Origin of the sequence: Microcystis sp. LEGE 08355 (assembly GCF_015207185.1) — a bacterium.
In the GTDB taxonomy this organism is placed as follows: Bacteria; Cyanobacteriota; Cyanobacteriia; order Cyanobacteriales; family Microcystaceae; genus Microcystis; species Microcystis panniformis.
Genome location: NZ_JADEXI010000484.1, coordinates 1 through 3,572, shown reverse-complemented (window position 1 = coordinate 3,572; position 3,572 = coordinate 1). Strand labels below are relative to the sequence as shown.

Sequence of the window (3,572 nt, the reverse complement as noted above, 5' to 3'; positions counted from 1 at the left end):
GAGACAGCTGGTGGTCAATTCTGCCTATTTTCTCCCTCAGGAGATTCCTGGGGCGATCGGTTAAAATATATGGAAAATATCAGTGTCAATGGTAACTTGGCCGTGAAGCAGAGAATTAAGTAAATTATGCCAACTATCGAACAATTAGAACCCGCCGATAAGGCCGATGTGGTAGTATATATGCCCTACTATGCCAAGGACAAACATAGTATCCTGCCCTATGCGATCGCTTTGTATCAAGCCGGATCTTTAGAAGGTCGTCGTCGCATAGAAAACAGTGAAGGGATTCCCTTTGTGGCGTCTTGGTATGTATCAAAATTGCCCTCGGAATTGACCCGTTGTCGTTTACAATTTGAAGGACAGGCCGACCTAAGCTATGAGATGACGATTATTAACGCCGAGTTGGTCGAATATCTCATCGATGCGATTAAAACCTTTAAGCAGCTAGGTTCAGCCGACTTTTCGCAGGGATTTTATCGGAAACTGCTGCGATTTGAAGAATAAAAGTCGGGATTTTACGGGTTAAAAAGGAGCAAATCGTGGCGAAATCAGCCAAATCTATACTTATCTCTTCCCTGGAACCCCTCAGTGGTAAATCGGGAACTATCGTCGGTTTAGCGCATCTCTTGCGGCAAAAAGGACTAGAGATAAGTTACGGCAAACCAGTGGGCAATTGTCCGGGCTACGTCGATGGGCAATTGGTCGATGAGGATGTAGAATTTATTCGGCAATTATTAGAATTATCCCCCGAACAGCTGCGCTTACCCCTGATCTATACAGATGTGGATTCCGTTGCTAAACGTCTGCAAGGTGCAGATAAACAGGACTACGGCAATATTCTTGCTGGTTATCTCGATCGGATTCACAGTGATATTACCCTCCTCGAAGGGCCGGGGACTCTCTGGGAAGGCAGTATTTTTCAGCTATCGATGGGGGAAATGGCCAAAATTCTCCAGACTCCGATCCTATTGGTGGCCCGCTATAGTTCTCCCCTGATTGCCGATAGTCTGCTGAAAGCGCAACGGGAATTAAATAATCAGCTGCTGGGGGTAGTAATTAGCGATATTCCCACCGATGATTGGGAGGAAGTACAATCCCTCCTGAAACCCTATCTCGCGGGCCAAGGCGTGGAAGTTTTAGGACTGTTACCCGCTAGTAAATTATTGCGTAGTATTAGTGTTCGGGAAATTGTCCATCTTTTGGGGGCCAAAGTATTATGTCGGCCCGATCGTTTAGATTGGATGGTAGAAAGTTTAGCGATCGGGGCGATGAATGTCAACGCCGCTTTAGAATATTTTCGCAAGGGGGAAAATATGGCCGTGATTACGGGTGGCGATCGCACAGACCTCCAGTTAGCTGCCCTAGAAACTTCCACCACCTGTTTAATTTTAACCGGTTCCATCTCTCCAGATCCCCTGATTTTGGGCCGGGCCGAGGATTTAGAAGTACCGATTCTCTCGGTAAATTTAGATACTCTCAGTACCGTGGAAATCGTCGATCAGGCCTTCGGGAAGATTCGCTTACAGGAACAGGTAAAAGTCGCTGGTATTCGAGAATTAATGGAGGAACATTTTCAGATCGATCGCCTGTTAGAAAAGTTAACAATAGGGGCGTAATTTCTCCCCAGCTGCCCAGAATTTCATGGGAAATCCCTTCATGAGTCTATCATCCTCCCCTGTGTCCCCTCCGGTCAAAGAAAATGACTGGAGCTTATTATTAAGATTACTTCCCTACGCAAAAAAGCAAAAAGCCCTGCTATTTTGGTCATTAATACTTCTTTTTCCCCTATCTCTCACGGGGGCAGTCCAACCCTTAATTATCGGTCAAGCGGTCTCCCTTTTGCAAAAGGAACAAACTTGGGATTTTTTGGCTCAAATGCCCTTAACAGCAGCCATTAATACCCTAATTATTATCCTGTCGGTTTCGATTATTTTACGACTGATTTTAGGGACAACACAAGGTTATCTAGTACAGAAAGTCGGTCAGTCAATTACTGCTAATGTCCGGGAAGATTTATTTACCCACGTCACCTCCCTTTCCTCTAGTTTTTTTGATCGCTCTCCCGTGGGACGTTTAGTCACTCGTTTAACCAGCGATGTGGAAGCATTAGGAGAAGTTTTTGCTAGTGGGGCGATCGGAGTTGTCAGTGATCTGGTCAATATTTTAGTTATTATCATCACCATGTTTACCCTGCAATGGCAATTAGCTCTATTGTTGGTGTTGATGTTATTTCCCGTCACCGCTTTAATTATCTTTTTTCAAAAACAATACCGCAGCGCTAACTATCAAGTACGCGAGGAATTATCAAAACTTAATGCCCAACTACAGGAAAATGTAGTCGGAGTCAATATTGTTCAATTATTTCGCCGCGAACGCTTTAACGCTGAAATGTTTCGCGCTACCAATACTCACTATCGTCAATCCCTAGATAAAACAATTTTTTATGATTCGGCTGTCTCGGCCACTTTGGAATGGATCGGATTAATTGCCGTGGGAGGAGTATTATGGTTAGGCGGGATTTTTATTCTCCAGAAAACCATTGATTTTGGGGTTTTATCGGCTTTTATTTTATTCTCCCAACGTCTCTTTAATCCCCTGCGTCAGTTTGCCGAAAAATTTACCATGTTTCAATCGGGTTTTACTGCTATTGAACGCATTGGGGAATTAATCAGTATTCCCATTGAAATCAAAGATTCTAACAATTATAAAGAGCTTTATTTTCCAGAAAAACTTAAAACTGGCGAGATTATTTTTGAAAATGTTTGGTTTGGTTATAAACCCGATGAATATATTATAAAAGGTCTCAATTTTACCATTAATCCCGGGGAAAAAGTCGCTTTAGTCGGTCCCACCGGTGCGGGAAAAAGTTCGATTATTCGTCTTCTTTGTCGTCTTTATGAACCGAGTAAGGGCAGAATTCTAGTGGATGGTATCGATATCCGTTATCTTCCCCAAGCGGAATTAAGACGTTATATCGGTGTCATTCTCCAAGAAACTTTTCTCTTTGCTGGAGATGTTACTCGCAATATTACTTTAGGAGAAAATTATGATTTTGAGCAGGTGAAAGCAGCGGCTAAATTAACTAATATCGATCACTTTATCGAGGAGTTACCCGACGGTTATCATACTCTTTTACGGGAACGGGGCGCAAATTTATCGGGAGGACAAAAACAATTACTCGCTTTTGCAAGAGTCGCTATTCGTAACCCCGAAATTCTAGTTTTAGATGAAGCTACCGCTAGTTTAGACGTGGGAACAGAGGTATTAATTCAAGAAGCTTTAGAACAGATTTTAGTCGATCGTACCGCTATTATTATCGCCCATCGTCTCTCTACTATTCGCGATGTCGATCGAATTCTTGTCCTTAAACGCGGGGAATTAGTCGAATCGGGAACCCATGAAGATTTATTAACTAAAGACGGCCTCTACGCTAGTTTATATAAACTGCAAATGTTAGGCACAGATAGTTAACAGTTAACAGTTATCAGTTAACAGTTATCAGTTATCAGTTATCAGTTATCAGTTATCAGTTATCAGTTATCAGTTATCAGTTATCAGTTATCAGATTAAAG

The 3,572-nt window shown here is 42.6% G+C and carries 3 protein-coding genes; all 3 read left to right on the top strand.

Annotated elements, in window-relative coordinates; genetic code table 11:
- The first annotated feature begins 126 nt into the window (after positions 1 to 126).
- The 3 genes from ebsA to IQ242_RS19670 are packed head-to-tail and all read left to right on the top strand — an operon-like array spanning position 127 to position 3,471.
- Positions 127 to 504 carry a type IV pilus biogenesis protein EbsA gene (gene ebsA / locus IQ242_RS19680; RefSeq protein ID WP_002768348.1) on the top strand — a complete coding sequence of 126 codons (378 nt, stop codon included), beginning with the start codon at positions 127 to 129 and terminating at the stop codon, positions 502 to 504.
- 35 nt (positions 505 to 539) lie between these two features.
- Complete coding sequence (locus IQ242_RS19675) at positions 540 to 1,616, top strand: phosphotransacetylase family protein (RefSeq protein ID WP_002768345.1); 1,077 nt, start codon at positions 540 to 542, stop codon at positions 1,614 to 1,616.
- A gap of 40 nt (positions 1,617 to 1,656) precedes the next feature.
- Positions 1,657 to 3,471 carry an ABC transporter ATP-binding protein gene (locus IQ242_RS19670; protein WP_193961127.1) on the top strand — a complete coding sequence of 605 codons (1,815 nt, stop codon included), beginning with the start codon at positions 1,657 to 1,659 and terminating at the stop codon, positions 3,469 to 3,471.
- Positions 3,472 to 3,572 lie beyond the last annotated feature (101 nt).

What these genes read in the sequence shown, in the direction of transcription:
- IQ242_RS19670 (WP_193961127.1), top strand. Translation starts at nt 1,657, where the DNA reads ATGAGTCTATCATCCTCCCCTGTGTCCCCTCCGGTCAAAGAAAATGAC.
- ebsA (WP_002768348.1), top strand. Translation starts at nt 127, where the DNA reads ATGCCAACTATCGAACAATTAGAACCCGCCGATAAGGCCGATGTGGTA.